The sequence below is a fragment of the Cumulibacter soli genome (assembly GCF_004382795.1).
Classification (GTDB): domain Bacteria; phylum Actinomycetota; class Actinomycetes; order Mycobacteriales; family Antricoccaceae; genus Cumulibacter; species Cumulibacter soli.
In genome coordinates this window covers 463,116-488,607 of sequence record NZ_SMSG01000001.1, presented here as the reverse complement: position 1 = coordinate 488,607, position 25,492 = coordinate 463,116, and the positions used below count along the sequence as shown (strand labels likewise).

The 25,492-nt window shown below is 63.8% G+C and carries 25 protein-coding genes; 14 read left to right on the top strand and 11 right to left on the bottom strand.

The genetic code is table 11. The features are described 5' to 3' along the window. Positions 1 to 35: 35 nt before the first annotated feature. The gene (locus tag E1H16_RS02395; protein WP_134322073.1) at positions 36 to 464 is read right to left on the bottom strand and encodes a hypothetical protein; all 429 of its coding nucleotides are present in this window, start codon (positions 462 to 464) and stop codon (positions 36 to 38) included. Positions 465 to 580: 116 nt separating this feature from the next. Between E1H16_RS02395 and lysS the strand changes: the two genes are divergently transcribed. From lysS to E1H16_RS02380, 3 genes are all read left to right on the top strand, one after another. Then, a complete protein-coding gene (lysS, locus tag E1H16_RS02390; protein ID WP_134322072.1) occupies positions 581 to 2,092 on the top strand; it encodes a lysine--tRNA ligase in 1,512 nt (503 codons plus the stop codon). A gap of 273 nt (positions 2,093 to 2,365) precedes the next feature. After that, entirely contained in the window at positions 2,366 to 3,271 is a 906-nt protein-coding gene (locus E1H16_RS02385) for a type IV toxin-antitoxin system AbiEi family antitoxin domain-containing protein (protein ID WP_134322071.1), read from the top strand. Between the two features lie 178 nt (positions 3,272 to 3,449). Next, complete coding sequence (locus E1H16_RS02380; RefSeq protein ID WP_243837574.1) at positions 3,450 to 4,256, top strand: MerR family transcriptional regulator; 807 nt, start codon at positions 3,450 to 3,452, stop codon at positions 4,254 to 4,256. Between the two features lie 308 nt (positions 4,257 to 4,564). Here the strand turns inward: E1H16_RS02380 and E1H16_RS02375 are convergent, their stop codons facing one another. Then, positions 4,565 to 5,077, bottom strand: coding sequence for a hypothetical protein (locus E1H16_RS02375; protein ID WP_134322070.1), 513 nt, complete (start codon positions 5,075 to 5,077; stop codon positions 4,565 to 4,567). A 212-nt stretch (positions 5,078 to 5,289) separates the two neighbouring features. On the opposite strand from E1H16_RS02375, the gene E1H16_RS02370 reads away from it, so the two are divergent. From E1H16_RS02370 to E1H16_RS02355, 4 genes are all read left to right on the top strand, one after another. Beyond that, positions 5,290 to 6,384 (top strand): glycosyltransferase, encoded by a 1,095-nt coding sequence (locus tag E1H16_RS02370; RefSeq protein WP_166741586.1) that lies wholly within the window; start codon positions 5,290 to 5,292, stop codon positions 6,382 to 6,384. A gap of 70 nt (positions 6,385 to 6,454) precedes the next feature. After that, positions 6,455 to 7,495, top strand: a complete 1,041-nt coding sequence (locus tag E1H16_RS02365; RefSeq protein WP_134322068.1) for a glycosyltransferase — start codon at positions 6,455 to 6,457, stop codon at positions 7,493 to 7,495. 65 nt (positions 7,496 to 7,560) lie between these two features. Next, the gene (locus E1H16_RS02360) at positions 7,561 to 8,337 is read left to right on the top strand and encodes a GDSL-type esterase/lipase family protein (protein ID WP_134322067.1); all 777 of its coding nucleotides are present in this window, start codon (positions 7,561 to 7,563) and stop codon (positions 8,335 to 8,337) included. A gap of 117 nt (positions 8,338 to 8,454) precedes the next feature. Further along, positions 8,455 to 10,107 (top strand): helicase HerA-like domain-containing protein, encoded by a 1,653-nt coding sequence (locus tag E1H16_RS02355; RefSeq protein ID WP_134322066.1) that lies wholly within the window; start codon positions 8,455 to 8,457, stop codon positions 10,105 to 10,107. A gap of 81 nt (positions 10,108 to 10,188) precedes the next feature. Here the strand turns inward: E1H16_RS02355 and E1H16_RS02350 are convergent, their stop codons facing one another. After that, the gene (locus E1H16_RS02350) at positions 10,189 to 11,337 is read right to left on the bottom strand and encodes an acyl-CoA dehydrogenase family protein (RefSeq protein ID WP_134322065.1); all 1,149 of its coding nucleotides are present in this window, start codon (positions 11,335 to 11,337) and stop codon (positions 10,189 to 10,191) included. 122 nt (positions 11,338 to 11,459) lie between these two features. Here E1H16_RS02350 and E1H16_RS02345 point away from each other — a divergent pair, with 122 nt between their 5' ends. Both E1H16_RS02345 and E1H16_RS02340 read left to right on the top strand, forming a co-directional pair. Next, the gene (locus E1H16_RS02345; protein ID WP_134322064.1) at positions 11,460 to 12,491 is read left to right on the top strand and encodes a glutathione S-transferase family protein; all 1,032 of its coding nucleotides are present in this window, start codon (positions 11,460 to 11,462) and stop codon (positions 12,489 to 12,491) included. Continuing rightward, a complete protein-coding gene (locus tag E1H16_RS02340; protein ID WP_134322063.1) occupies positions 12,492 to 13,520 on the top strand; it encodes an LLM class flavin-dependent oxidoreductase in 1,029 nt (342 codons plus the stop codon). It abuts the gene before it with no gap. A 115-nt stretch (positions 13,521 to 13,635) separates the two neighbouring features. Here the strand turns inward: E1H16_RS02340 and E1H16_RS02335 are convergent, their stop codons facing one another. Both E1H16_RS02335 and E1H16_RS02330 read right to left on the bottom strand, forming a co-directional pair. Beyond that, complete coding sequence (locus E1H16_RS02335; RefSeq protein WP_134322062.1) at positions 13,636 to 14,463, bottom strand: SDR family NAD(P)-dependent oxidoreductase; 828 nt, start codon at positions 14,461 to 14,463, stop codon at positions 13,636 to 13,638. Positions 14,464 to 14,622: 159 nt separating this feature from the next. Then, positions 14,623 to 15,276, bottom strand: a complete 654-nt coding sequence (locus E1H16_RS02330) for a hypothetical protein (RefSeq protein WP_134322061.1) — start codon at positions 15,274 to 15,276, stop codon at positions 14,623 to 14,625. 249 nt (positions 15,277 to 15,525) lie between these two features. Between E1H16_RS02330 and E1H16_RS02325 the strand changes: the two genes are divergently transcribed. From E1H16_RS02325 to E1H16_RS02305, 5 genes are all read left to right on the top strand, one after another. After that, on the top strand, positions 15,526 to 18,096 hold the full coding sequence (locus E1H16_RS02325) for a CaiB/BaiF CoA transferase family protein (RefSeq protein ID WP_134322060.1): 2,571 nt from the start codon (positions 15,526 to 15,528) through the stop codon (positions 18,094 to 18,096). A gap of 251 nt (positions 18,097 to 18,347) precedes the next feature. Beyond that, complete coding sequence (locus E1H16_RS02320) at positions 18,348 to 19,160, top strand: hypothetical protein (RefSeq protein WP_134322059.1); 813 nt, start codon at positions 18,348 to 18,350, stop codon at positions 19,158 to 19,160. Between the two features lie 84 nt (positions 19,161 to 19,244). Beyond that, positions 19,245 to 19,850: a TetR/AcrR family transcriptional regulator gene (locus E1H16_RS02315; RefSeq protein ID WP_134322058.1), complete on the top strand. Its 606-nt coding sequence runs from the start codon at positions 19,245 to 19,247 to the stop codon at positions 19,848 to 19,850. A gap of 323 nt (positions 19,851 to 20,173) precedes the next feature. Then, a complete protein-coding gene (locus tag E1H16_RS02310) occupies positions 20,174 to 20,965 on the top strand; it encodes an enoyl-CoA hydratase/isomerase family protein (protein WP_134322057.1) in 792 nt (263 codons plus the stop codon). Continuing rightward, the gene (locus E1H16_RS02305; RefSeq protein ID WP_134322056.1) at positions 20,962 to 21,768 is read left to right on the top strand and encodes an enoyl-CoA hydratase/isomerase family protein; all 807 of its coding nucleotides are present in this window, start codon (positions 20,962 to 20,964) and stop codon (positions 21,766 to 21,768) included. The genes E1H16_RS02310 and E1H16_RS02305 overlap by 4 nt, the downstream gene beginning before the upstream one ends. A gap of 140 nt (positions 21,769 to 21,908) precedes the next feature. Here E1H16_RS02305 and E1H16_RS02300 read toward each other — a convergent pair whose 3' ends face one another. The 6 genes from E1H16_RS02300 to E1H16_RS02275 all read right to left on the bottom strand — a co-directional run bounded on the left by E1H16_RS02300 (position 21,909) and on the right by E1H16_RS02275 (position 25,339). Next, positions 21,909 to 22,376 carry a nitroreductase family deazaflavin-dependent oxidoreductase gene (locus E1H16_RS02300; RefSeq protein ID WP_134322055.1) on the bottom strand — a complete coding sequence of 156 codons (468 nt, stop codon included), beginning with the start codon at positions 22,374 to 22,376 and terminating at the stop codon, positions 21,909 to 21,911. 60 nt (positions 22,377 to 22,436) lie between these two features. Next, positions 22,437 to 22,769, bottom strand: a complete 333-nt coding sequence (locus tag E1H16_RS02295) for an NIPSNAP family protein (RefSeq protein WP_134322054.1) — start codon at positions 22,767 to 22,769, stop codon at positions 22,437 to 22,439. Between the two features lie 122 nt (positions 22,770 to 22,891). After that, a complete protein-coding gene (locus tag E1H16_RS02290; RefSeq protein ID WP_134322053.1) occupies positions 22,892 to 23,236 on the bottom strand; it encodes a DUF202 domain-containing protein in 345 nt (114 codons plus the stop codon). Continuing rightward, positions 23,236 to 23,628: a YidH family protein gene (locus E1H16_RS02285; RefSeq protein WP_134322052.1), complete on the bottom strand. Its 393-nt coding sequence runs from the start codon at positions 23,626 to 23,628 to the stop codon at positions 23,236 to 23,238. Before E1H16_RS02285 ends, E1H16_RS02290 begins: the two co-directional genes overlap by 1 nt. Positions 23,629 to 23,749: 121 nt before the next feature. Further along, entirely contained in the window at positions 23,750 to 24,007 is a 258-nt protein-coding gene (locus E1H16_RS02280) for a hypothetical protein (protein WP_134322051.1), read from the bottom strand. 654 nt (positions 24,008 to 24,661) lie between these two features. Further along, entirely contained in the window at positions 24,662 to 25,339 is a 678-nt protein-coding gene (locus E1H16_RS02275) for a TetR/AcrR family transcriptional regulator (protein ID WP_166741585.1), read from the bottom strand. Positions 25,340 to 25,492: the final 153 nt, after the last annotated feature.

Here is a 25,492-nt window from a genome sequence, read left to right as displayed (position 1 = left end):
CAGCGTCGTTGATGCCGCGTCGTTGACTCGGCGCGCTAGTTGCCGAATCCGCCGGATTGCCCGAACTGCTGACCGCTGGTGGGTTGCTGGCCTGTGCTCGGGCCGCTGGTGGGCTGAACTCCGCTAACCGGCTGAGCCCCAGTGCCAGGCTGCATCCCGCTGATTGCTGCGCCGGGCTGCTGTCCCAGAGCTGGGGACGGTGCTCCGGCGATCGGGGCCGACGTCGGCTGCGGCGGCGCGGGTGGGGCGTACGGCTGGCTCATGCCGAGCGTCGTGGGTGTCGACGCTCGGCCGCTGAGGACACCGGCCAGCACGAGGATGGCTCCGGCGACCATGATGCCCGCGGACGGGTTTGCCAACACCTGACTGTCTGTTTTGCCGGTGCCGTCGGCGATGAGCAGGATGAGCATTCCCGCGCCCGCCACGAATACAACCCAGCCGATCACCATCAGTGCCATCCGCATATCGACTCCTTCGTCGTCCTGTGTTCTCGATACCAGGATGCCGCCAGAGGTGCGATGGTTCCAAGCATCGCCGCTACGATTCCCCGGCTTTCATAGCGCCGAGTAAGGTGCTTGCCGTGGCGCAGAACCCTAACGACGTACCCGTGACCGACGACGACCTCCCAGAGCAGCTGCGGATTCGCCGCGAAAAGCGCGACCGCTTGCTGAACGACGGCATCGAGCCGTACGTCGTCGGCGTCGATCGCACCACGTCGCTGGCCGCCGTACGCGAGAAGTACCCGGATTTGCCCGTCGATACTCAGACCGGCCAGAAGGTTGGCGTCACCGGACGCCTGATCTTCATGCGCAACACCGGCAAGTTGTGCTTCGCGACGTTGCGTGAGGGCGGCGTCGAACTCCAGGCGATGCTGTCGCTGGCGAGTGTCGGTGAGGAGTCGCTGGCGCGCTGGAAGGCCGACGTCGATCTGGGCGATCACATCTTCGTGACAGGTGAGGTCATCACGAGTCGCCGCGGAGAACTGTCGGTGATGGCCGATGACTGGGCGATCACCGCTAAGGCGATCCGACCGCTGCCGGTCGCGCACAAGGCGATGAATGAGGAGACGCGGATCCGCCAGCGGTACGCCGACCTCATCGTGCGTCCCGAGGCCCGCAAGATGGTCGAGACTCGCGGCGCTGCGATCGCGTCGATCCGCCGTACGCTTTCTCAGCGCGACTTCATCGAAGTCGAGACGCCGATGCTGCAGGCAGTGCAGGGCGGGGCGACTGCTCGCCCGTTCACGACGTACTACAACGCGTACGACGAAAACGTGTTCCTGCGCATCGCGCCCGAGCTCTACCTGAAGCGTTGTGTTGTGGGTGGAATCGACAGGGTCTTCGAGATCAACCGAAACTTCCGCAATGAGGGCGCGGACTCGACCCATTCGCCCGAATTCGTGATGCTGGAGTACTACCAGGCATACGCCGACTACAACGACGTCGCTGACCTGTCCCGGGAGATCTACCAGCAGGCCGCGCTTGATGCGGTCGGCTCGCTACAGATCGAGCGATGGGATGGCTCGGTGCGGGACCTGTCAGGGGAATGGCCGAAGCGCTCGCTGTACGAGTTGGCTTCGGAGGGCTCCGGGGTGCCGCTGACGCCGGCGACGTCGTTGGACGAGTTGCGTCAGGTCGCCGAGAAGGTCGGGGTGAAAGTCAACCCGGCGTGGGTGGCGGGCAAGGTGCTCGAGGAGATTTTCGAAGCGACGAGTCAGGAGTTACTCGCCGGGCCGGTGTTCGTATGCGATTTCCCGGTTGACACTTCGCCGCTGGTGCGCGCGCACCGCTCGATCGAGGGTGTAGTGGAGAAGTGGGACCTCTACATCGACGGGATGGAGTGCGGTACGGGGTACTCCGAGCTGGTCGATCCAGTGATTCAGCGTGAACGGTTCGTCGAGCAGGCGGCGCAGCGGGCCGGCGGGGACGTCGAGGCCATGCAGGTCGACGAGGACTTCCTACGCGCGCTCGAATACGGCATGCCGCCGACCGGTGGTGTGGGGCTCGGGATCGACCGGATGCTCCAGGTGTTCACCGGCCGCGGGATCCGCGAAACGATCCTGTTCCCCTTCGTGAAGCCCGAACACCCCTAGCGCGTCGGCGCCCAGCCCTGGTGCGAAGCTCGCCCCAGCCTCGACGTAACGATCCTGGCGGGAGATGTTGAACCGTAGTCGGGGTGAAAAACTCGCCCTAGCCACGTCGTAAAGTTATTCGCGCCCTAATTAGCGCGGTTCTACCTCGTAGTCGAGGTAAAACCGCGCGTAACGATCGGCGAATAGCGGCCCGAGTCGTGCACAGGTGTCGGCGTGTTCCCCAACGCGCAGCATCGAGTGTTATGTCCTGGCGAACGCGAGGACGATGTGCGCATGCATGCGAGGACGACACTGCCGGCAAACCTCGTTCGGCTAGCCGAGCATCGACAAGGTGTACTGACTCGAGCTGAACTCATTGGCGCCGGGCTTGGGTCGAACGTTATCGCGCGAATGGTCCGTGACTGGCAGGTGCTTGCCCGCGGGGTCTACGTGGTGCCAGGCGATCACGATCGATGGCTGCAGCGCGTGTTCGCCGGCATCGCGCTGGGTGGCGCGGGCGCCGCCGTCTCCGGCCGTACGGCCGTGGCGCTGTGGGGCCTGGGTGAGCGGCCGTCGGTCATCGAGGTCCTCAGTTCGAAGCGGCGACCCGCGTCCGCGCCATGGTTACGTTGGCGCCGCGACGATCTCGACCTAAGGCGGGTGGTCTCGTTAGAGCCTGCCCGGGTTTGCTTGGAGGACGCCGTGGTGGATGCCGCGGCCGACGGCAGTCGATCCGATGCGTTGGCGCTGGTCTCGCTGGCACTACAGGAACGGCGTACGACCCCGCAACGGTTGTACGATGCGCTGCATCGCCGGGCTCGTGTGCGTCATCGTGCGTTGTTGTTGTCAGCGATCGGGGACAGCGCTGCCGGGGCGCACAGCGCTTTCGAACACCTCTACCTCGCCACGGTTGAGCGCGCTCACGGACTGCCTCCGATGCAACGGCAATACACAGTTCCGGCGAGCCAGCACGACGCCGACGGCGCCTACGAGCGGTACGGCCTGCTCATCGAGTTGGACGGGGTCCGTTATCACGATAGGGCGGCTGACGAGGCTCTGGACGTCCTACACGCAACCCACGGATTCAACACAACACGCCTCAGTTGGGGTCGGGTCGACAGCGACCCCTGTGCTGTCGCTCGCATGGTCGCGGCGGTGATTGGGTACGACCGATTGCGGCGTTGCCGCCGGTGCCCATGAGTCCCCTGGTCAAGGTTGTTTGGCTAAATAGCCCATTAACGCGCGCACTTGCGCCCCGTAGTCGGGGTATAAACGCGCGTTGTAATGCGCGAATAACGAATGCGGATAGGTGTGGCGCGTGGCACGGTGGAGCAAAAGGTGTTGACCCTCCCGTGACGTGAGGGCCGATGGTTGATCCATGACCGAGAGGACGCAGGTGATGACCGCCTGGACCGTAGGCAAGGTGGCCGAGACGTTCGGCGTAACGGTGCGAACGCTGCACCATTACGACGACATCGGCTTGTTACGGCCCAGCGAGCGGACATCGGCCGGCTACCGGATCTACACCGATGCCGATCTGCAGCGGCTACAGCAGATCGTGGTCTATCGGCGGCTGGAAATGCCGCTCGAAGAGATCACGGAACTGCTGGACGGTGACAGCGATCCGGCTGAGCACCTGCGTCGTCAGCGCGCAACGGTCATGTCCCGCCTGGGCGAGTTGAACGACCTCGTGCAGGCTATTGATCGAGCATTGGAGAAGGAAATGAGCGACGAGAAGCTCAGTCCGAGCGACCTGAAGGAGTTGTTCGGCGACGGATTCGAGGAGTCCTATCAGACTGAGGCAGAGGAGCGTTGGGGCGACAGCGAAGCTTGGGCACAGTCCCAGCGGCGTACGGCGAACTACACCCGTGCCGACTGGGAGGCAGTCAAGGCGGAGAACGATGCGTTGAACAAGGCGTTCATCGACGCGTGGGACTCGGGTCTGCCTGCCACGTCCGAACAAGCGATGGCGGCGGCCGAGATGCACCGCGCCAGCGTGCAGCGGTTCTACGACTGCGACTACGGAATGCAGCGCTGCCTGGCAGACATGTTCGTCCAGGACGAGCGATTCGCGAAGACCTATAACGACATGCGCGACGGCCTAGCGCAGTACGTGCGTGACGCGATCTATGCGAACGCCGGGCGTAAGGACGACGGCGAACGCTACGGGAACTTCAATTCCTAGACGCCGCAATGATGAGGTGGGCGGTGCGCGACAGTGCGCACCGCCCACGTCGCGTTTAGCGATGGTGTGCATCGCCCACGTCGTGTAAAGCGGTGGTGCGTAGCGTCCGAGTGAGGTGACGGCTGCGGTGGCGTCGCGTCATGCGGCGGTGCGCACCGTCCAAGTCGGCGACACGGTGGTGCGTGCCGCCGTCGCATTAGGTGACGACGCGCGGCTGGCTTCGGGTGAGGCGGCGGTCTTGCTGGGTTTGCGTACGGCGGTAGGTACTGCCCACGTCGCATGGGTGAGGGCGTATCGCATACCTCGCGTTAGGTGATTAGTTCCACGTCGGCGGCGTCCACGTCGAGGTCCTCGAGGTCGATCACCCACAGTTCGACGTGCAGTGGTGAAGCGTCACAGAGGGTTCCTTCGTCCTCGGGCGCGGTCCAGACGTCGTAGCGCAGTTCGCCGCCGCCGAGGTGAAACACCGCGCTCTGTTCCATGCATTTCGTGTAGTAGCCGACGATCGCAACCTGATCGGCGAGCGTGATGTCTTCAGCGGCCACCGCCATCTCGTCGGGAATGTCGTCGGCCCACGCGTCGTACTCGTCCTGATCGCGCAACAAGATTCTGGGTGCGTGTTCCGACGTGTAGTCGAGCACAGCGGTGTTCAGGTCATCGTCGAATTGAGTCCAGGTCTGCACGAGTTCACCCACCGCCAGGTCGTGGTACGGCGCGGAGGTCGATGGCTGTGACCCAGTGGGCGATCCGGGTACGACGGAGTCACAGCCCGCGATCGTTAACCCTGCCAGCAGGGCGATAACTAGTTGTATTCTCCGCATCGGGCCGTCTCCACATCGGTTTCGCGAGCACACATCGAACCCCGCGATATACCGCAGACGCACCGCGACACCGGTGCCGTTCCCACGTAGCCGGCTAGCCGAAGTTCCCGGGAGTGTTTACCGCGGATTACGTCTTGTTTGCCTAAGCGCCGCATGTGGCCGGTGCAATGCAATCGGGAGCGCCTGTCAGCGTGGCGCGGAGGGGGTTTTCAATGAAGGTCCTGCTCGTTACCGAATCCTGGCCGCCCGCGTTGAATGGAGTTTCGACCTCGAGCGTCCGCATTGTGCAGGAATTGCGCGAGCGTGGCCACGATACCCGAGTCGTGGCCCCATTACCTTCGTACGTCGGCAAAGACGGCGTCCATGCCGCGAGGGCGATGCGAATCGGTCCGACTGCGGAGTACACCATCGGACGCCTCGGCTCGCGCTGCATAGATATGGTGCGTCAGTGGCGCCCGGACATCGTGCATGTTGCTTCGCCATTATCGGTCGGATACAGCGCTCTGCGTGCGGCTCGGATGCAAGGCGTACCCACGGTCGCGGCGTACATGACCGACTTTGCGGCGTTCTCGTCGCAAGTCATGCAGCGCCGCCCTGGGCGCGCTCTGACGTCCCGGCTCGCGAATCGGGTGCAACAGGGTCTGCATGCGATGGCGACCGTGAACGTCGCGTGCTCGCAGTACGCGCTGGGAAAACTGCGCTCCTGGGGTGCTCCGGTGCCGCGTGAGTGGGTGCGCGCAATCGACACGACGCGGTTCACCCCGCAACAACGACAACAACGGGTCTCAGGGGCGGACGACGGGATCCGCACGATCGGCTACGCCGGCCGGCTTGCCGGGGAGAAGGAACTGGAGCTGCTCGCATCCCTGCGCGGCATTCCCGATACGCGCATGAAGATCATCGGCGATGGTCCGGTGCGCGAACGGCTGGAACGGTTATTGCCCGAGGCGGAGTTCACCGGAAAGCTCACAGGCGCGGCGTACCCGAGCGCGGTGTCCTCGCTCGACGTGTTCGTGCATCCGGGGCGTGGTGAAACGTTGTCGCAGGTCGTGCTGGAGGCGTTGTCCAGTGGCGTGCCGACCGTCGTACCCGACAAGGGGTCAGGCAGCAGCGAGTTGGTGCGTCCGGGTCTGAGCGGTGCCCATTTCGTCGGAGGGGATCCGGTGTCGTTGCGGGACGCGGTACAAAGCCAGTTATGTAACGACACAGCGCCCGCCGACATCGCATGTACGGTGTCGTATCGGACCTGGGATTCGAGCATGCGATCGTTGCTCGCGTCGTACGACGAGGCACTTCGTGCACGTTGAGGAGCGCGTCCGCGCCGGGCATACCGACGGCGCTCGAGCAGACGCGACGCGCCACCTCAGAGTGCTTCGGATGGCCAATTTCGTCTCGCCTACCAGCGGCGGGATCCGGACGGTCATGCGGCGGTTGGCGCATGCACAGGCAGCTGACGGGGTGCGCAGCGCGATTGTCGTACCGGGCCCGGACGCCGGAATCGCTACCGTGCCTGGCGTGCTCGCGGTCGGGACGCTCCGCGGTGTCTCGTTCGCGCCCGGCCAGCCGTATCGGATGGTGCTCAACCGCAGTGCGGTGAGGCAGTTGTTGGATGAGCTCAGGCCTGACGTCGTGGAGATCCACGACCAGATTTCGCTGGCCTGGCTCGGGCGGGAATGCCGTGAGCGGGGCATTCGGACGATCCTGATCGCGCATGAACGATTGGACCTGCTGGCGCGTTTCTGGAGCGGCCGAGACGCCTTGTCTGCGCCAACCAAGCGGTGGATTGCTCGGGTGGGTCAGTCGGTCGATCGAGTGGTGGCACCGAGCGAGTTCGCCGCCGTACCGTTCCGCGACGCCGGGATCGACGTGACTGTAGTGCATTGGGGTGTCGACCATGCGGTGTTCACCCCGGGTCCGCAGCGTGATTCGGGCCGGTTGCGGCTGGTGCATGCAGGACGATTGTCCGCCGAAAAGGATCCGCTACTGAGCGCTCGGACCGCTGAACTTCTTGCACAACGGGGAATCGACGTCGAAGTAGCGGTGATCGGGTCGGGTCCGGAAGAGAAGCGGTTCACAGATTTCCGGCACGCACACCTCGTGGGTTACCTCGACGGTCCGCACCGGATGGCGCAGTCACTGCGCGCCGCCGACGTGTTTCTCGCGCCGGGTCCGTTTGAGACGTTTGGGGTCAGCGCGCTGGAAGCTATGGCCTGCGGAACCCCGGTGGTGTGTCGGGCGTCCGGATCGATCAAAGAAATCCCCGGAACGGTGGCGGCGCCTGGTACGGCGGCCGGATTCGCCGAAGCAGTGCTGAAACTCAGCAGGTCTCGGCCGACTCCTGCCGAGATCGCGGGCGCCGTATCGGCGTACACCTGGGAGAGAGCGGCGCGCGAGATGCTTGATGTGTATGAGATGTAGCGTCGATACTTCTGCGTTGCGGTGGGCGGCTGCGGGCGGCTCCGCGCTGGCAAGACGATGAGCAGGTGTCCGGCAAACACTCCGCTGCCGTGCGGATGCGTACACGTACGGCGCGACTGATGGTGCGACCGACCGCGATACACGCGTTCGGCGACTCGCTCACGGCGGGTATCGCCGACGTATGGACGAACAGCAAGCTGACGCCGTGGCCTCGGATCCTCTTCGACGCACTGCGGTCGACTGGCGCGGACGTCGTGTTGACCTCGGATCTAGCGCGCGTTGGCGCGTCCTCACGAGAGGTACTCAGCGAGCAGATCCAGCCTGCCGAGATCGGGTCCGGAGACGTGGTGTGCCTGTGGGTTGGCGGGAATGACACGTTGCGCTCGAAGTACACGATCGAGGACACCCACCTCGCGCTGGGCGAGGTGTTGGGGGTGATCGGCGAGGCCGGGGCAGTGCCGCTCACGATGGAGTTGCCGCGGATCTCCAGCGCGCTCCCAGGTCCACGGTGGGCGATGCGATCGTGGGACGCGCAAGGTGCGTTGGTCAACGAAATGGTGCGTGCGGGTTCGGGGCGTCTGAACGGAATCCACATCGACTGGCCGGGGCCGAGCATCGCCGGACCGGATGGCACGCACCTGTCGCAGGCCGGCCACTATTTCTACGCTCGTGAATACGCGACCCGGCTGGCAGCCAGGTGGGGTATCGCCACCCCGCGGATCGAGGCGCCCGAAGGCCTTCCGGTTTTCTCGGCGGCTGATCGGCGGCGGTGGTATCTCAAACACGGTTGGTTGTGGTTGATGCGACGCCGCATCGATAAACGCCGCGCCGCTCGCCGCTAGTTTTCGCACATGAACCACATCCGGACGGGCAGATTTTCGGCATTCGTCGTGATATGGCAGTTGTAATCGTTAGGGTGATCAGGTTGGAACACGGTCGGTTGCTCAGGAGGACACCGCATGTCGGACGCGCAGGAAACCACCAATTCCGGACCCGAGAAGCCCACGCCCGCCGCGGAAACGTCTGAGCCCGCGGAAAAGTCCGAGGCGGCCCCTTCGGGGGCGAAGTCCGAGGTCGCGGCCGAGATTGCCGCCGGATACACCTTTGATGGGCCCGCGCTGCGCCTTGGCGCCGTCCTGCACGAGGACGAGGTGCATACCGACGCGAAGGTGCAGATCCCGCTATCGATGATGAACCGCCACGGTCTCATCGCAGGGGCCACCGGCACCGGTAAGACGAAGACGCTCCAACTGATCGCTGAACAACTTTCCGACGCCGGCGTGCCGGTGTTCGCCGCAGACGTGAAGTCCGACCTGTCGGGGCTGATGCAGGCGGGCGCCGCGAATGACAAGATCACCGAGCGCAGCCAGCAGGTCGGGGACGACTGGACGCCGACGGCGTACCCGGTGGAGTTCTACTCGCTTGGCGGTGACAAGGGCCAGGGAACGCCGCTACGGGCGACCGTCACAGCCTTCGGGCCGATCCTGCTGTCGAAGGTCCTCGGGCTGAACAACACCCAGGAATCGTCCTTGCAATTGATGTTTCACTGGGCCGACCAGCAGGGCCTACCGCTGCTGGACCTGAAGGATCTCCGCTCGGTGATCACGTACTTGACGTCCGACGAAGGCAAGTCCGAGCTTGCGGAGATCGGAGGCGTTTCCAAGCAGACCGCCGGAGTCATCCTGCGCGAGGTGAGCGGGCTGCAGAACTCCGGCGGCGACGAGTTCTTCGGCGAGCCCGAGTTCGACACGATGGACCTGCTGAGCGCCCGCGGCGAGCAGGGTGTCATCAGCCTGATCGAACTGGCGAAGGTGCAAGACCGTCCGCAGTTGTTCTCGACCTTCCTGATGTGGCTGCTGGCCGACTTGTACGCCGATCTGCCTGAGGTCGGTGACGCTGACAAGCCCAAACTGGTGTTCTTCTTCGACGAGGCGCATCTGTTGTTCAACGATGCCTCAAAGGCGTTCCTGGATGCGGTAACGCAGACCGTACGGCTGGTCCGCTCGAAGGGTGTCGGCGTGTTCTTCGTGACCCAGCGACCGACCGACGTACCCGCCGAGGTTCTCGCCCAACTCGGTAACCGGGTGCAGCATGCGCTGCGCGCGTTCACCCCCGACGACGCGACTGCGCTGTCGAAGACGGTGAAGACTTACCCGAAGACGCCGGCGTACGACCTCGAGCAGGCACTGACGCAACTCGGCACCGGCGAAGCGATCGTGACGGTGATGAGCGAGAAAGGCGCACCGACGCCGGTGGCCTGGACCCGGCTACCCGCCCCGCGATCTGCGATGCAGCCGGCCGCCCCCGAGCAGTTCGCGCAAGCGGTCGCTGGTTCGGCGCAGATGGCGAAGTACGGCGAGGCGGTAGACCGCGATTCGGCGTACGAACGGCTGGCCAAGAAGACCCAGGGTGCCGGTGAAGACGTCCCGCGCGACGGCGATACGGCCCCGAAGCAGAAGGCGCAGCCGAAAGCCGCAGCGAAGGCGAAGCCGAAGAAGGAGAAGAGCCTGGTCGAGGAAGTCCTCGGCAACTCGGCGGTCAAGCAATTCATGCGTACCGCGGCCTCCTCAATCGCGCGAAACCTGTTCGGCACCGGCCGCCGCAAGCGGTAGCCCGGTAAACCCGAGTCAAGGTCACGCGAAGGCGCCGCATCTGCCTCGTCTAGAAATGAGGCAGATGCGGCGCCGACGCGATCAGACGCCGAGGGACTTGGCGATGATCGACTTCTGGATCTCGGACGTTCCACCGTAGATCCGGGAGACACGCGCGTCGGTGTACAGCCGCGCGATGGGGTACTCCATCATGTAGCCGAATCCGCCGAACAGTTGCAGGCAACGGTCGACGACTTCGCCCTGCAATTCAGTACAGAACAGCTTGCACTTGGCCGCGTCGACAGCGCTGAGTTCGTCCTTCTCAATGAGCAGTACGCCGCGATCGACCATTGCTTCGGCGGCCTCGATCTTGGCGGCGATGGCGCCGAGTTCGAACTTGGTGTTCTGGAAGTTCGACAGCGGCTGCCCGAAGACCTGACGTTCTTTGACGTAGTTGATCGTCTCGCGCAAGGCGGCCTGGCACGCCGACAGCGCACCGGAGGCGATCGAGAGCCGCTCCATCGGAAGGTTGTTGCCGAGGTAGCCGAACGCTTCGTCCTGTTCGCCGAGGAGGTTGTCGACCGGCACGTGCACGTCGGTGAACGACAGCTCGACCGTGTCCTGCACGGGCAGGCCCATCTTGTTGAGCATCCGCCCCTTTTCGAACCCGGGCATGCCGTCTTCGACGACCAAGAGGGTCAGACCCTTACGGCGATTGTCCGGGTCGGTGGAGGTGCGTGCGACGACGATGACGAGGTCAGCGTTCGCGCCGCCGGTGATGAACGTCTTCGCCCCGTTGAGCACGTAGTGATCGCCGTCCAACTTGGCGGAGGTCTTGATTCCGGCGAGGTCGGAACCAGTTCCGGGCTCGGTCATCGCGATCGCGAGCATCGCTTTGCCTTCGACGATGCGGGGGAGCCAGCGCTTGCGCTGTTCCTCGTTGGCGTAGGCGAGGATGTAGGGCAGGCAGACATCCATGTGTACTCGAAGCCCGCCGAGGTGCACGTTCGCGCGGAAGGTCTCCTCGGTGAGCACCTGGCTGTACCGGAATCCGGTCTCACCCGCGCCGCCGTACTCCTCGGGCACGTTCAATCCGAGGATGCCGATGCCTGCCATCTTGACGAAGAGTTCCTTCGGCAGGCGCTTGTCCTCAAGCCATGCGTCGAAGTTGGGCACGATCTCCTTTTCGATGAAAGGACGGACGATCTGCCGAAAGTCCTCGTGCTCCTGGTCGTAGAGGTTGCGCTGCATAGCGGCTCCTGAGTGGTTGTTATCGGTCGCTCGATGCTATCGCGGGGCATGATGTGAGCCGCCTCGCTGAACCGAGGATCGACGACCTCGCCAAAAATAGTTGAATATGCAACAATAGAGTCATGGTGACGAATAACGAAGAACAGAGCACCGGCGGCGTCTACTCCATTCCTGGTAAAGAGTTCACCCGCGATACCAACTACATCGAGGATCGAATCACCGCCGACGGCTCCAGCGGCTGGCCGGTTGAGCCCGGCCGTTACCGCCTCGTCGCGGCTCGGGCCTGCCCCTGGGCAAACCGCACCCTCATCGTGCGGCGACTGCTCGGGCTCGAGGACGTGATCTCGGTCGGTCTTCCCGGCCCGACGCATGACCCGGACTCCTGGACCTTCGATCTGGATCCGGGTGAAGTTGACCCCGTCCTCGGCGTACCGCGCGTCAAGGACCTCTACTTGAACCGGTTCCCGGGCTATCCACGGGGAATCACGGTGCCCGCGATCGTCGACATCCCAACGAAGCAAGTGGTGACCAACGACTTCCCGCAGATCACCCTGGACTTCTCCAGCGAATGGCGTGAATTTCACCGCGCCGGCGCGCCGGACCTGTACCCGGAAGCGTTGCGTGACGAGATGGATCCGGTGATGCGGCGGATCTACACCGAAGTCAACAATGGCGTCTATCGCTGCGGTTTCGCTGGTTCGCAGGAGGCCTATGAGTCGGCGTACGACCGCTTGTGGACCGCGATCGACTGGCTCGAGGAACGGCTGACGGATCGCCGTTATCTGATGGGCGAGGTGATCACCGAGGCCGACGTGCGGTTGTTCACCACGCTGGTGCGTTTCGATCCCGTCTATCACGGGCATTTCAAGGCCAACCGCCAGAAGCTCAGTGAGCTGCCCGCGCTGTGGGGTTACGCCCGTGACCTGTATCAAACTCCAGGATTCGGGGATACTGTTGACTTCCAGCAGATCAAGCGGCACTACTACTATGTGCATGCGGACGTGAATCCGTCGCGGATCATCCCGAAGGGCCCAGACCTGTCTGGCTGGCTCACACCGCACGGCCGCGAAATCCTCGGCGGTACGCCGTTCGGTGACGGAACTCCACCGCCTGCGGTGCGCCCAGAAGAAGCACCGCCGTTCTGGGTGAAGTAAATGACTGACATCCAATTCGGGCTCGACACGTTCGGCGACGTGACCGTCGATGCGGACGGCGAGCGGCTGTCCTACGCGCAGGTGCTGCGTAGCCTGGTCGATGAGATCGTGCTGGCCGATTCGGTGGGTATTGATGCGATCGGCGTCGGGGAACACCACCGCGACGACTATGCCGTGTCCGCGCCGGAGGTCGTGCTCGCCGCAGCTGCCGGCCGGACCGAGCAGATCCTGCTTGGTACGGCGGTGACGGTACTTTCCTCGGACGATCCGGTGCGGGTGTTCGAGAAGTTCGCGACGCTGGACGCGGTCTCCAACGGGCGGGCTGAGGTCACGCTCGGACGCGGCTCATTTACTGAGTCCTTTCCGTTGTACGGCTTGAATCTGAATGACTACGAAGTGTTGTTCGAGGAAAAGCTCGACCTGTTCAGTGCATTACTTGACGAGGGTGAGGTCACCTGGCAGGGCACGATCCGTGAACCGCTGCGCGCGTCACAGGTGTATCCGAAGACGGAGTCCGGGCGGCTACGTACCTGGATCGGCGTCGGCGGATCGCCGGAGTCGGTGGTGCGGGCTGCGCGCTATCAGATCCCGATGATGCTGGCGATCATTGGTGGGTCACCGGAGCGATTCGTGCCGTACGCCGACCTGTACCGCCGCGCGCTGAAGCAGTTGGAATTGCCCGAGTTACCGATCGGGGTGCACTCGCCGGGACATATCGCGGACACCGATGAGCAGGCGCGGGAGGAACTGTTTCCGCACTTCAAAGTCAACCGCGACAGGATCGGTCGTGAGCGTGGCTGGCCGCCGGTGAGCCGGGCGGAGTTCGAGGCAGAAGCGGACAGCGGAGCGTTGTTCGTCGGTTCGCCCAAGACAGTTGCGGCGAAGATCGCCGGCACCGTTCGCGCGTTGGGTGCGCAGCGGTTCGATCTCAAGTACAGCAACGGCACCATGCCGCACGAGAACCTGCTGAGTTCGATCGGACTGTATGGCTCGGAAGTAATTCCGCGGGTGCGCGAGCTGCTGGCCTAGCCCAAAACGGTTCTGCCTCGCTTTCTCAGAGATGGCTGTGAGAAAGCGAGGCAGCTGCACTGTTCTTCAGCCGACCGCGATGCGTCCAAGGCGTAACGTTCGACAGGTCGTGGTGTTAGCGCCCGGGCGCGGTGCCGCCGTCCACCGTGTAGCTCTGTCCGGTGATCCAGTCACCCTGGTCGCTGCACAAGTAGACGACCTGGTGGGCGATGTCCTCACCCGAGCCCGCGCGGCCGAGCGGGATGCGCGACTGCACCATTTTGTTCCAAGTGTCGCCACGGGGAATGTCATCCATGCGGTAGGTGTCGATGATGCCGGGGCAGATCGCGTTCACGCGAACGTTGTGCTGGCCGATCTCCGCGGACATGGCTGCGGTGAGCGCCTGGATGCCCGCCTTGCTGGAGGCGTAGGCGCCGCTGTTGGCCGGCCACAGTTTGCCCGCGATCGACGAAATATTGATGATCGAGCCACCGTTGCCCGCCTCGATCATCTGCTTGCCGAAGTATTTCGACATCAAGAATGTGCCGGTGAGGTTGACGTCGATGACCTTGTGCCAGTCGTGCTCGGCGAGGTCCACGATCGGGACGCGGTCCTCGCCACGTGCGGCACCGGCATTGTTGACGACGATGTCGACGCGGCCGAATTCCTTAAGGGTCTGCTGTACGAGCCCCTGAACCGACTCGCCGTCCGCGACGTTGCTGACGACGGCCAGCGCGCGCCGTCCCTCGGCTTCGACCTCCTCGGCGACCGAGGCGATATCGCGCCAGCCGGCAGCCTTCTCATCATCGGGGTAGTTCTCTGCCGGACGGCCGGTCCCGGTGAGGACGATGTCGCAGCCCGCTTTCGCGAGCGCGATAGCGATCGGTCGACCGATCGAACGCATCCGGCCAGCGCCGGTGACGACGGCGACCTTTCCTTCTAGTCCGGTCAGTTCATAGCCCATGATGATGCCCCTCGTCGGCGTTGGCGAATTGTGACGCATGCTACCGGTACGGCGAGATGCCCGTCACTCGCGCTGCCGCGCTGCCCGCGATGGAAGGTGCGTGGGTCCATTCGCGGCGGCAGGCGCTTCGGTTCCTGCGAGACGGTGGTGACTGGATGCCTACGCGGCCGCGGGGGAGTTGGGGCTGGCAGGTGATACAGCTTTGTTGCGACCGGCGATCGCGATCGACAGCAGCGAACCGATGAGCGCGAGCAGGTGCGCGGCCGGCAGCGCCCAGCCCAACGTCGACACGCTGAGCACCTCGGTCTGCGGGGCGGCAGCGACGAACCAGATCGACCACGCGAGTCCGACGAGCGCAGCGAGGGCGGCGGGAACCGCCCCGATGAAGGCTGCGCCGCGGGTGCTGAGCACTGCCATCACCAGCATGAGGGCGCCGGCTACAAGTACGCCGATGAACGACAGGTTCTCGCTCGATGATCGCGATGCCCCGCCCCACGTATTGAAGGCTCCGAGACCGAGGAACGCGGCGCCCAGGACGTATCCGATGACGGCGATCCATCGATCACGCGCACCGCTGAACATCGCGAACAGTCCGGTCGCCGCGATGAGCCCACCGATCACGATCCATGCGGTCGTGGCGTAGAACGCCGGAATCGCCGAGACACCGGCTCGGCCCGGTGCGTTGTCGATCGCCTGCGCCGCAGTGATCAGTCCGCCTTCGTCAGGCCCGTTGGTCACCCAGGGCACCACCCAGCCGAGCAGTCCAATGAGCGCGATACCTATCCAGGTCGTGAGCCACGCAGCGATCTTCATTCTCGGTCCTCTCGTCGAACTCAATACTGCGCTACGACGGCGGCCTGCCGCATGCGGTGCCCGACCGTGCCGGTGTGTCGGCTGGAGTGCTCGCGTCCAATCGCGGGTCGACCGCGTGGCTGGACCCGTCTCGACCTGCGGGTTTGGGTCAAGTGACGGATTGCTTCAGCTGCAGCGGCGTCGAGTTGACACGGCCGTCACCCTATGGTCGTCTCACTGTGCTGGTTGACATAGAGAGGGAATACACGAATGGCTGAGGCGGGCTCGAAGTTGGATACGTACCTTCGGGGACTGAGGGTGCTTGAAGTAGCGAATGAGCTCGGTGAGTACGCCGGAAAGCTGTTGGCGGGGCTCGGCGCAGACGTCGTCAAGGTCGAGCCGATCGGCGGCGAAGAGACCCGCGCATACGGCCCGTTCTATCAGGATGATCCCGACCCGGACCGCAGCCTCTATTTCTGGCACTACAACCTCGCGAAGCGTTCGGTGACGCTTGATCTGGACTCCGAAGACGGTCAGCGTCAGTTCGCACAGCTCGCTGCGGTCGCCGATGTCGTGATCGATGCGCGTCCGGGCACCTACCTGGCCGACCGCAACTTGGGCTACCAGGATCTCTCGCGCACCAACCCCGAACTCGTCTACCTACGTATTTCCCCGTTCGGGGACGACGGACCATGGGCCGACTACGTCGGCAGCGACCTGGTGCATCTCGCCCTTGGCGGAATGGCGATGAACTGCGGGTACGACCCCGAGCCCGACGGCACATACGACACCCCGCCGATGGCGCCGCAGATGTGGCAGGCGTACCACGTCGCGGGCGAGCAAGGAGTCATCGCCGTACTCGGCGCGCTCTATTATCGGTTGAGCACCGGGCGAGGGCAGCACCTCTCCTGTGCGGTCCACCAGGCGAACGCAGTATGCACCGAGCTCGACCTGCCGAACTGGCTGGCGTTGCGCCGTCCGCACCACCGGCAGACCGGTCGGCACTCGTCGCCGGTGACAACACCGAAATCGCTCAGCCTCACCAAGGACGGTCGTTATCTACTGCCGTACGTGACCTATGTGCGCAACTTCCCGCCGAGCTGGCCGGGCGATATCGGCGCGTTGCGTCGGCACGGAATGCAGGGTGAGCTCGAGGGTCCTGAATGGGATGACCCGGACTACCGCATCGCCAAGCGCGAGTACATCGCCGCCGTGATGGACAAGCTCGTCGCGCGATTTGCTTTCGACAGCGGGTTCTGGCGCGAGATGGTCGAGGCCGGACAGACCTGGGCGCCGGTGCGGCTGCCGGAAGAAAACCTCGATGACGAGCACTGGCGTAAGCGTGGCACCTTCACCCAGGTGAAGTACCCGGAGCTGGACGCCGAGTTCACGGATATCGGTGCGCGCTGGGTCTCCGAGCAGGTCGATTGGGTCACAGGACCGCGGGCGCCGATGCTCGGCGAGCACAACGATGAGGTCCTGCGTGAATGGGTAGCGCGCGACGCCGTACGGCAGATTGAGCGTGGCGTCGACAACGACGCAGTTTCACCGTACGGCAAGCCATACGCGATGACTGGGCTGAAGGTCGTTGACCTGAGTTGGATGCTCGCCTCCGCCGGTGCAGGGAAGTTCTTGGCCGCGATGGGGGCCGAGGTGATCAAGGTCGAGCACGAGTCGCGCCTGGACGGGATGCGGTTCACCGAGGTCACTTACCCCACCGGCGGCCGTGCCGAGCGGGATTCGGCGACCGAGCCGATGACGCCGCCGCCGATGACGACGGTGAACCAGTCGGCGAACTTCATGGAGATCAATACCGGCAAGTCCGCGATGTCGCTGAACCTAAAGGATCCGCGCGGCAAGAAGATCCTCGAGGACCTGATCCGCGAGGCAGACGTCGTGATCGAGGGGTACTCGCCCGGCACGATGAAGCGAATGGGGCTGGGCTACGACCGCCTCGTCGAGCTGAACCCAGATGTCGTCTATGTCCAGCAATCAGGGCTTGGTGAGCGAGGTACGTACGACCGAGCCAAAGCGTTCGGCCCGACCGCGCAGGCGTTCTCGGGTCTGACGGAGATGTCCGGGTTGCCGTCGCCGTGGCCGCCGGCCGGTATCGGTTACAGCTACCTGGATTGGTTCGGCGCGTACAACGCGACGACCGCGATACTGGCGGGTCTGTACCGGCGTGACGTGACCGGCGAGGGCTGCCACATCGACGCGTCGCAGGTGGAGACCGGGATGTACCTGGCAGGGACGGCGTTCCTGGATTACAGCGCGAATGGGCGTGCCTGGCAGCGTCGAGGCAATCGTTCGATCGACAAACCTGCCGCACCGCACGGGATGTACCGCACCGAGGGGACGGACCGCTGGATCGCGATTGCATGCTTCAACGACGAGCAGTGGCGTTCCGCAGCTGAGGTGCTTGGTCATCCGGAGTGGCTGGAGGACGACAGGTTCGCCACATTGCAGTTACGTCTGCAAAACCAGGACGCGTTGGACGCTCTGGTGAACTCGGCCACCGATGGTCGGGAGCGATACGCGCTGATGGATGCCCTGCAGGCTGCCGGTGTCCCGGCCGGTGTCGCGCAGAACGCGCAGGACCGCGTCGAGACCGACCCGCAGTTGGCGCATCGCGAGTGGCTGATCGATCTGCCTCAGACCGAGAACGGGATCTGGCCGGTGAAGCAGATCCCGGTGCTGATGAGCGAAACGCCCACGCATGCGGGCGGTCATAAGCAGCGCAATGGGCCCAACTATGGCGAAGACACCGCCGAGGTGCTCCAGAAGCATCTGGGAATGTCGCCGAGCGAGGTCCAGCAGCTCGTCGACGAAGGCGTCGTCTAAGCCGCTCCCGTCTCCTAACCCTCTCCGTCGACGGCCCTGCGGTCGTCGACGGGTTGCCCGGTCGTCTCGTGCCAGCGGTCGTCGGTTGGGTCCCCCGTTGCCGCTTGGTTCCTTTCGGTCGTCGACTAAGTGAGGGGGAGGTATGACCTCGCGAGCGCTTGGGGACGTCGCAGGCTGTCGTTTGTCATTTGGCGCAGGTGAACCTGTGGATAACTCCGAAATGACCATTCGGCTCTGGCAGGTTCGCATGCATGACCGTGAACCCGTACTTCCCGTATGCGTCCGCTCCACCGCGACAGCGACCGTGGCCGCCGGCAACCGTGGGGCTCGCGATCACCGGCATCGCCATCGCGAGCCTCGCATTACCGGCACCTGCGATGTTCGCGATCCTCACCACGGTGATCGGTGGCGTCAGCCCGTTCGATAATTCGGCGGCGTTCTGGATGGCTGGACTATTCGGAGTCGGCTGCGCGATCCATCTGTCGGCGGCGCTCTGGCGCGGTCTTGCATCCGCTCGATGGGCGGGTATCGGATTTCACCTACTGATCCTCGGGGCCAATCTCAGATTCTTGGGGGACAGGCAGCTAGGAATGAGTATCTTCCTGGCGTGCGTTGGAGCGCTTGGTGTCGCAGCGCTGACACTCCCCTCAATGAGGCGCTGGGCATGGATCGGGGAGCGCGCGATCGGACGCGGCGCGGCGTGGACGGCGATGATCGCGGGCGGACTGATGTTCTTGACCGGGGCGCAGGGAATGTCGTTGATAGCGCCGATCCCGGTCCCCGAAGTCGCGTGGATTCAGTTGGTCGGAGGGCTCGTACTCGTCGTTGCCGCATACCCGCTCTATCGAGGGTTCGATGTCGGATGGCTCGGCGTGCTGCTGGTCATGCCGCTGCAGCCGCTGCTTTACCTCGGCTGGGGCGCATACGTGGGATGGGGCGGCGTGGGCGGAACAAGCGGCTGGCTGGGCGTGCTTGGCGACGTGGCAGCCGGGCTGTATGTGCTGGTGATCTTGGCGCTGGGGACGCCCGCCGACCGCGGCAGCGAGGCGCTGACCACAGTGTGAGGTGAGTTGAAATGCTTCCGAATCGCCCCGCGCCACGTACGCTTAAGTATCGGTCGATACGTAAAAAGCGAGAAAGGGGCCAGGATGGTTCGGGAGCAGGGCGGGACTACGCGCCGTACGACGGCGGAGACCCGTGACCGGATCATCGACGGCGCGACGACGCTCTTTGCGAAGGATGGGTACCACGGCACCGGGATCTCCGATATTGCCGAGAAAGTTGGTCTACGCGGCGGCGCGTTGTACTACCACATCGGTTCGAAGGAAGAACTGCTGTGGGTGATCCTGTCCACCTACACCAAGGCGGTGCTGGAAGTCGCCGAGGAAGTCGCCGCCTCAGACGCCCCGCCGACGGAGAAACTGACTACGCTCATTGTGCGCCAGACCGAACTGATTGTTGGGTCCGCGAAGCAAATGAGCATCGAGATGCGGGATCGTTCTGCCTTGAGTGATGAACGCCGCGCCGAGCTTCAGAAGATTCGCGAGCGAATTCAAGCCGTCTGGCAGGAAATACTCGACGAAGGGCACGCTATTGGCGAGTTCGCCAGCGCTGACGCCGTCGTCACGAACACGATCATCACGACCTGCAACAGCGTGGCTCACTGGTACCGCAAGAGTGGCAAGTACTCGCCGAGCGAGGTCGCTGACCGTGTCGCAACCATCATCCTCACTGGCGTTGTCGGCCCAGCCTGAGTTACTCCTTCAGTAGCCGACGCACCTCGGACGACCGTCGCTTCAGCAGTTGCCCAACCGTCGGCTTCGCCTCCTTCGTTAGCCTCGCCCTCGCGTGGTCAAGCCCCCTCCCGATAGCCGCACCCTCTCCGGTGCTCGACTGGAGTGGGGCGAGGTCAGCGCTGTGGAGACCTCGCACTCGACGTGGCTATGGCAGGACCCTCCGGTGCGTCGCCGTACGCCGCGGTTGGTTGCCGCCCGATATGCGGACGTGTTAGAACGGTCCCACCTAGACTGAGCGATCGATAAGCGCTCACGACTCCACGCGGCGAGGGGATTGATCGATGACCGGTAGCGACGTCAGCGAGTTTCAGGGCGGGATCGTTCGGCTGAGCGCCGATGCGCCGCTGGTGCGGCTCACCATAGAGAATCCGCCGATGAATGCGATGACGCCCGAGGTGCTGGTCGGGTTGTGGGAGGCCGCGCTACAAGCCGGCAGTTATCGCACGATGCGTGTTCTGTTGATCCGGGGCGGTAAGGAAGGTCGGTTCTTCTGCCCGGGCGCTGACTTGGATCGCCTGCAGGGGCGCAAAACGGTCGATTCTCAGGTGAATCTTTCGACCGATCCTCGCCCGTTCGACCTGCCGGCGATGCTCGGCGAACTCAGCGCCGTCACGGTTGCGGGGCTGAATGGCAGCGCCGCCGGGGCGGGATTCGGTCTGGCGATGGCGTGTGACCTTCGGTTCGCGTCGAGTGCGGCGCGGCTGAACTCAGCCTTCCTCGATGTGGGTGTTGCGGGCGATCTCGGGCTCGCGTGGAGCCTGACGAACAAGCTCGGTCCGGCGCGTGCCGCCGACATCATGTATCGCCCGCGCAAGATCACCGCCGAGCAGGCGCAGGCGATCGGGCTGGTGAGCGAGGTGTTCGATGATGCGGTCTTCGACGACGAGCTTGAGACTGCGGTTCAGGCGCTCGCCGCGGCAAAACCGGCCGCGATCCGCGGTATGAAGGACAACCTCGGCAAGGCGACGGCGCTGTCGCGTCGGGCGTACTTGCGGCATGAGACCGGTCGCCACATGATCATGACCAGCCCGGAGGTTCTGGCGGATCCCAATTATGAGGGTGATGTGCTGTGACCGGCCGGATCGTTCTGGAGATTGAGGACCCGGTCGCGGTCATCAGCTTGGACAATCCCGGCAAGCTCAACGCGATCAATCCACAGATGATGGTGGATCTGCGAGCAGCGGTGGACGAAGCGAACGCATCGAAGGATGTGGTTGGCATCGTGATTACCGGGGCAGGGAAGGGGTTCTGCTCGGGACTTGACGTCGTGGAGCTGGCGAAGTCCACCGCGGACGCCGAAGCCGGCCCCGGTCAGGTTCGCGGTGCGAAGCAGACCGATCCGCATGGGCTATTCACGTACCTGATGGAGGTCGATAAGCCGGTTATTGCTGCGATCAATGGTGCGACCGCCGGCGGCGGGATGGTGTTGGCCGCGGCGGCGGACGTGCGGTTTTTCGGGGAGAGCGGTTGGTGTCGTTCGATCTTCCTGGAGCGCGGACTGATTGCCGAGCACACCGTGACCTGGATGCTGGCCCACCAAATCGGTACCGGAAACGCGCTTGATTGGTTCTGGCGGCACGAGAAGATCACCGCACAGGAGGCGTTGCGCGCTGGGTTCGCGCAGCGGGTGGTGCCGGACGACGAGTTACGTGACGCCGCGATTGCCTATGTGCAAGGGATGGCCGAACGCATGTCTCCTGCCGCCATGCGTTTCACCAAGCAGTTGGTGTACCGGCACGCCGCCATGGCGCTGCGCGATGCCGCCGCTGACAGCGACACCGTGGGTTGGACGGCGATCGCCGGATCCGATGCTCGGGAGGCGATGGCGGCTATGTCGGAGAACCGCTCGACCCGCTTCACACGCCTCGGCAATTGAACCGAATATGGCCCCTTCGGTCATCGGCTGACGCGCGGCACGAGCGGGTTGGAGATGCCGCGGGTTGCGAGTGTTTAAGGACATTCGTGCCCTGCGTCATCTCCGCGTGCCCGCCCCGGCCACGTAGGCTGACCGACTCCTTACCGAGTCGTTTCCCACGACAGTTCGACCATGGGGAGACCACGCACGGAATGTCCGACGGCGTGCTCGATCGCGCCACGCAATCGCTCCCACGCCTTCGGATGGTTGTGCTGATATCTGGCGAGTATGGAATCAGCCTCGTCATCCGGCAGGAATCTTGCGGTCGCGCGCTGATCGCGTAGCGGTCCGCTACTGATGCGGCACTCCGGATTGGTGCGGAGGTTGCGATACCACTGCGCCCGTGCACCGAATCCGCTCACGACGATCAGCGACGACGCACTTGGGCGTTCGACGACCTCGAGACACACATAACGGGGGCGTCCCGACGTACGACCAGTGTGTTCGAGCATGACGAGGCGAGGACCAAGTAGGCGCCCGAATCCATGACGAAACAGCCAGATCGGCGCGCGAACGAAGGGGCGCGTCTGCAGCAGGCGCGCCGCTAGGGCATCAGTGAATGAGGCCATGGGGACCATGGTACGACCTCGTTGGTCGACGCCAATCGGTGTCGACCAACGAGGTCGCGCTCAGGCCTTCGGCGGCAGATCGCCGATCGCGAGGGCCTCAACGGGATCGAGGTAGACACTTTCGAGCGATGCGGTGAGCGAGCCGTCCACCTCGGATGCGGCGCGCGCCGAAGTCCACTCGGGATCATCTTTGAACGAGTTCCAGTTGGCCTTGGGATCGCCCTCGTGCCAGATCAGGTACACGAGGACGGAAGGGTCATCCTCGCGGACCCAGTAGCCGACGCTATGCATGCCATGACGCGGAAAGATATGGATGGTGTGGTCGATGAAGCGCTGCTGCAGCGCGGCCATTTTGCCTTCGGCAGCGACGTAGGTGCGTAGTTCAAACTTCACGGGCAACTCGTTTCTCTCATTGGCGTTATGAGCACGTTAGCCGTTGTGCGCGCGCTGGTCACGCACTGAGAACCCAGCATCCTCAGAACCCCGCATCCCCAGAACCCAGCGTTGAGGCCGAATCAGATGATCAGGATCGCCGCGAGGCCCGACAAGAGAATCAGCAGCGTCAACGCCAGTACGGGATATACCGCCGGGTCCGTACGTTCCTGCATGAAGCGGTGCACGACGTGCGAGGAGCGCCGTCGTTGAATGAACCAGAGAGTGCTGCCACCGACGACCAGGGCGATAGCGATGACGGCCGGCGCGGGTCCGTGGTCGGGTATCCAGCGAAGCAGCAGCAGGGCGCACACCGTGAGTGCGAGGTTGGTGCGACCCCACGAAAGTATCGTCCGCTCCGGCTGCAGCCCAGGATCGCCGTGCTGGGGTAATGCGCCGGCTCGCCAAGGGGCTGAGCGGTGCTGCATCAGCCACGCACCAGGAAGAAGATAAGCACGATGCCGGCGGCCAGGGTGATGCCGACCGCCAGACACAGCGCGGGCAAACTCAGTGGTAGCGGCTGTGTGCGTCGCATGGCGCGTTCGATCTGCAGCCAACGCCATGACGCGGTTGCGCTCAGCAGCATCCCCAACAGGATCAGCCCCACGGCAAGCCATTGACGCACGCCTGCTGGGAACACTTCGCGGGCGAATGCCTCGACTCCGATACCACCGGCAAGCAATGCGAGAGAGGTGCGGATCCACGCGAGGAAGGTCCGCTCATTCGCGAGGCTGAACCGGGGGTCGGGGTCGCGACCCTCACCCAGCAGCATGCTCGCCAGTCGGCCGCGCGGAGCGGCCTTCTCGCCATCCTCGTTCATGCCTCGCCTATCGAATCGGAGTCGTTCTCGTTGACTTTATCGCCCTGCGGGAGGAGGTCTCAGAACTCATGCAGTTCGTTTGCGCGCTGATTGTCGAGTACGGCTGGATGCCACCACGTAGTCAGGCGCTGCGGCCTAACTCGGTGAAGTCGATATGCACGCCGTGGAAGAAATTCGGATCGACAAGTTCCATAATTCGGGTTCGTAGCTTGTTGCGCCAACGCTCCGGATAGAGGCCTGCCGCGCCGGTGAGGATGAGCCGTTCAGGGTCAGTGATGGTTATGAGCCACATGGCCGCTTGCGAGGCGGCTTCAATGACAAGCGCATGTGCCGCTTCGGCGTGCGGGTCGCCCGCCACGGCGCGCTCCGTCACCTCCATGGCCAGTCGACTGACTCTCCCGAAAGTTCGATATCGATTCTTAGTAGCGACGGTACCTGCGACGTCTCGTAGGCATTGCATCTCGCCGTCCGTGAACATGCGTGCTCGTCCGACTCGCCCGGCCAGGCCGTGGAGCCCACATCCGGTATCCCGTTGGTGATCTGGGTGGCGGTGAGCCCCTTGCGACGCGCGAATCTCAACCCGTTGTCTAACGGGCGCGGATTCCTGACTACTTGTGTGAGTGCGCTGGTGAAGGGGGCCTGCCCTAACGTCATAAGCCATCGAATCTAACCATCCGACCGGGGCGGACATACCGGTGGGCGATCACGTCGATGGTCGAGGATGTCCTCACGCCATCCTCTGTTCCTGACTTTGAACTGCTGTTGAGATCGGCACCAGGAGCTATCTGCGACTAGAAGTCACCAGGCCGGCGAGGTCATGCCGACTCGCTGGTTTGTCGCGGTCGCGGAATATGGGCCTGCGTTGGCGCTGCGTGACTTCCACACGGACTAGCAGTGGACGCTTATATTCATAAGCGTGCTTGTCGCGCGTGACAGATTGGCTCGAGATACCTTGACTTGCAGCGGAATAGCGGTCCGACCGTCCCACCGCAGAGCGGGAATCGACGGTCGGACCGTCTACCTGAATCTGGTACTAACCTGTCCTGTGATCAGGGCCAGTAGAGGGAGGACCGCTCGGCTGTCCCGGCAGACCGAGTGCTCGCGCGTAGACGAGCGTTATGTGGTCGATTAGGCGATCCTCCTCGAACTCCCGACCCATGTTGAACCACACGTCGCAGATATGGTCGACCATGGAACCGAGCACCTCGGCCATGAGGTCGGCGTCAACATCCGGATCGGCGTGGCCCGAACGTTGTTGGTGCCGGATACCGCGTGCCAGCCGATCGATGAAGGACTGGCGGATCTGGAGCCGGAGGTGCCGAACCTCAGGACTTGCGTTGGTCACCTCATTAATGAGCGCGAACCAACGTGCATTCGACCGGTATGACTCCACGAAGCGTTCCATCGCGCTACGCGCGCGCTCGTAGGGAGTCCCGTTCGAGCGTTGCCCGGCGCCTAGAGACATGAGCATGTCGGTTGCGACTGACTTTGCGATCGCCTCGAACACTGCCTCCTTGGAATGGAAGTACGTGTAAAAGGTGCCCTGGGCGACGCCAGCGCGACGCACGATGTCTCCGATCCGCGTGTGAAAGAAGCCGTTGCTCTCGAATTCCTCGCGAGCGGCCCTTATCAGTACAAGTTTGCGGGCCTCACCGCGCACGGTGACTGGCCCGACACCTCGGCTGCTCTTCTTTTTTGATGATCCATTCACCTCGCGACCGTAACAGGGTCGAACGGACGGCATGATCGTAGGAACCAAGTTGACTAACTGTCAACTTAGGAGGCATTTCAGGATCATAAATGACGCCAGCGCGGAGTCATCTGTTGGTCATGGCGCACAGATCCGCCAAATAATGGCGATCAT

Bases quoted from the DNA above. Each gene is read 5' to 3' on its own strand.
- E1H16_RS02355 (WP_134322066.1), top strand. From the start codon at position 8,455: ATGTCGGACGCGCAGGAAACCACCAATTCCGGACCCGAGAAGCCCACG.
- E1H16_RS02385 (WP_134322071.1), top strand. From the start codon at position 2,366: ATGCATGCGAGGACGACACTGCCGGCAAACCTCGTTCGGCTAGCCGAG.
- E1H16_RS02365 (WP_134322068.1), top strand. From the start codon at position 6,455: ATGGCCAATTTCGTCTCGCCTACCAGCGGCGGGATCCGGACGGTCATG.
- E1H16_RS02300 (WP_134322055.1), bottom strand. From the start codon at position 22,376: ATGGCCTCATTCACTGATGCCCTAGCGGCGCGCCTGCTGCAGACGCGC.
- E1H16_RS02290 (WP_134322053.1), bottom strand. From the start codon at position 23,236: ATGCAGCACCGCTCAGCCCCTTGGCGAGCCGGCGCATTACCCCAGCAC.
- E1H16_RS02325 (WP_134322060.1), top strand. From the start codon at position 15,526: ATGGCTGAGGCGGGCTCGAAGTTGGATACGTACCTTCGGGGACTGAGG.
- E1H16_RS02315 (WP_134322058.1), top strand. From the start codon at position 19,245: ATGGTTCGGGAGCAGGGCGGGACTACGCGCCGTACGACGGCGGAGACC.
- E1H16_RS02380 (WP_243837574.1), top strand. From the start codon at position 3,450: ATGACCGAGAGGACGCAGGTGATGACCGCCTGGACCGTAGGCAAGGTG.
- E1H16_RS02330 (WP_134322061.1), bottom strand. From the start codon at position 15,276: ATGAAGATCGCTGCGTGGCTCACGACCTGGATAGGTATCGCGCTCATT.
- E1H16_RS02370 (WP_166741586.1), top strand. From the start codon at position 5,290: ATGAAGGTCCTGCTCGTTACCGAATCCTGGCCGCCCGCGTTGAATGGA.
- E1H16_RS02320 (WP_134322059.1), top strand. From the start codon at position 18,348: ATGACCGTGAACCCGTACTTCCCGTATGCGTCCGCTCCACCGCGACAG.
- E1H16_RS02345 (WP_134322064.1), top strand. From the start codon at position 11,460: ATGGTGACGAATAACGAAGAACAGAGCACCGGCGGCGTCTACTCCATT.
- E1H16_RS02285 (WP_134322052.1), bottom strand. From the start codon at position 23,628: ATGAACGAGGATGGCGAGAAGGCCGCTCCGCGCGGCCGACTGGCGAGC.
- E1H16_RS02340 (WP_134322063.1), top strand. From the start codon at position 12,492: ATGACTGACATCCAATTCGGGCTCGACACGTTCGGCGACGTGACCGTC.
- E1H16_RS02395 (WP_134322073.1), bottom strand. From the start codon at position 464: ATGCGGATGGCACTGATGGTGATCGGCTGGGTTGTATTCGTGGCGGGC.
- E1H16_RS02335 (WP_134322062.1), bottom strand. From the start codon at position 14,463: ATGGGCTATGAACTGACCGGACTAGAAGGAAAGGTCGCCGTCGTCACC.
- E1H16_RS02280 (WP_134322051.1), bottom strand. From the start codon at position 24,007: ATGGAGGTGACGGAGCGCGCCGTGGCGGGCGACCCGCACGCCGAAGCG.
- E1H16_RS02375 (WP_134322070.1), bottom strand. From the start codon at position 5,077: ATGCGGAGAATACAACTAGTTATCGCCCTGCTGGCAGGGTTAACGATC.
- E1H16_RS02350 (WP_134322065.1), bottom strand. From the start codon at position 11,337: ATGCAGCGCAACCTCTACGACCAGGAGCACGAGGACTTTCGGCAGATC.
- E1H16_RS02310 (WP_134322057.1), top strand. From the start codon at position 20,174: ATGACCGGTAGCGACGTCAGCGAGTTTCAGGGCGGGATCGTTCGGCTG.